The sequence below is a fragment of the Ruminobacter amylophilus genome, from assembly GCF_900115655.1.
Classification (GTDB): Bacteria; Pseudomonadota; Gammaproteobacteria; order Enterobacterales; family Succinivibrionaceae; genus Ruminobacter; species Ruminobacter amylophilus.
In genome coordinates, this window is the sequence record NZ_FOXF01000096.1 from 1 (window position 1) to 1937 (window position 1937).

The window sequence follows — 1937 nt, forward strand, 5'->3', positions numbered from 1 at the left end:
GCTGACTTTTCACACTGGTTGAAATCCGCACGAAGAGTATTTTTGTGAAAATGTTTTATTCTTTTTTGTAGTTAAATTTTTGAAAAAGTTTATAATAGGCGTGCTTAGTATTTTTGTCACAGGTCCGGTCGCTGAATTTTGACCTGTGATCCAAATTTTGCCGTATGGGCGTAGTTTATTAAATAGGATGTAGAAAATGTGCGGTATCGTTGGTATTGTAGCCACCACCCCTGTTAATCAAGCTCTTTATGATGCTCTGACCGTTTTACAGCATAGAGGTCAGGACGCTGCAGGTATTGTTACCAGCTATGACGGTAATTTCAAACAGCGGAAGGCAAACGGCCTGGTGCGTGATGTTTTTGAAACCAAGCATATGTACAGGCTGAAGGGTAATATCGGTATTGGTCATGTCCGTTATCCGACCGCCGGTTCATCTTCCGCAGCTGAAGCTCAGCCATTCTATGTAAACAGTCCTTTCGGTATTGCTCTTGCACACAACGGCAACCTGACCAACGTTCAGGAGCTTCGTGAAAAGTGCAACAAGTTCCATCGTCACGTGAACACCACTTCAGACTCTGAAGTTCTTCTCAATGTTTTTGCTCATGAAATCGACAAGTGCAACTGTGATGACATCACCGCTGATGAGATTTTCGATGCGGTACACAGAGTAAACGATCAGATCAGAGGTGCCTACGGCGTGGTATCACTGATCCTCGGCGTAGGTCTGGTAGCCTTCAGAGATCCTAACGGTATCCGTCCGCTGGTTCTCGGTCAGAGAGAAGGTGAAAACGGCAAGACCGAATATGCCGTTGCTTCAGAAAGCGTTGCTCTGGACATCCTCGGCTTCAGGCTGGTACGTGACGTCGCTCCTGGTGAAGCGATTTTCGTAACTGAAGACGGTAAGCTCTACAACAGAATCTGTGCTTCAGAAACCAAGCTCAATCCATGTATTTTCGAATACGTATATTTCGCCCGTCCGGATTCAATCATGAACGGCGTTTCAGTTTATGCCGCCAGAGTTCACATGGGTACCATGCTCGGTGAAAAGATTAAGCGTGATTTTGCCGACCTTGACATTGACGTGGTTATTCCTATTCCTGAAACCAGCTGCGACATCGCGGTTGAAATCGCCAAATGCCTCGGTGTTCCGTACCGTCAGGGTTTTGTAAAGAACCGTTACATCGGCAGAACCTTCATTATGCCGGGCCAGAAGCAGAGAAAGAAGAGTGTTCGCAACAAGCTCAATCCTATTCCTGCCGAATTCAAGGGCAAGAACGTACTGCTGGTTGACGACTCAATCGTTCGTGGCACCACTTCCGGACAGATCGTTGACATGGCTCATGAAGCCGGCGCGAAGAAGGTTTACTTCGCTTCAGCAGCTCCTGAAATCAGATATCCTAACGTATACGGTATCGACATGCCTTCCAGCAGGGAACTCATTGCCTACGGCAAGACCGCTGAAGAAGTATGCAGATTAATCCGTGCCGATGCTCTCATCTATCAGTCACTTGAAGATCTTGAGAAGGCCGTAAGAATGGAAAATCCTGAACTTGAGAATTTTGAAACCTCAGTGTTCAACGGTCAGTACATTACCAACGACATCGATGAAAACTATCTGAACTTCCTTGATCAGGTTCGTAATGATGATGCCAAGGCAGACAAGGCCTGGAATGATTCAACCGAAAACCTGGAAATCTACAACGAAGCATAAACAGTGAAAAAGGGCGGGACTTCCGTTCCGCCCTAATCAGGAATCTCCGGTCGCGTATGATCGGAGATTTTTTTTGTTTCTGAGAATGCCGTTCAGCAGGCCTTATCATGAATTCCATGATAAAACCGGGTCAATCACTTTTTTTATGTGATTGCAAAAAATAAAAATTATTTATGCATTGAATAAAAAAGGATCTTCCTTTATGTTTGAGTTGCATCCTGCAAGA

The 1937-nt window shown here is 45.3% G+C and carries 1 protein-coding gene; it reads left to right on the forward strand.

Annotated features, from left to right (window positions below; translation table 11 throughout):
* Window positions 1–196: 196 nt before the first annotated feature.
* Complete coding sequence (gene purF / locus BMY80_RS11875; RefSeq protein ID WP_031580295.1) at window positions 197–1711, forward strand: amidophosphoribosyltransferase; 1515 nt, start codon at window positions 197–199, stop codon at window positions 1709–1711.
* Window positions 1712–1937 lie beyond the last annotated feature (226 nt).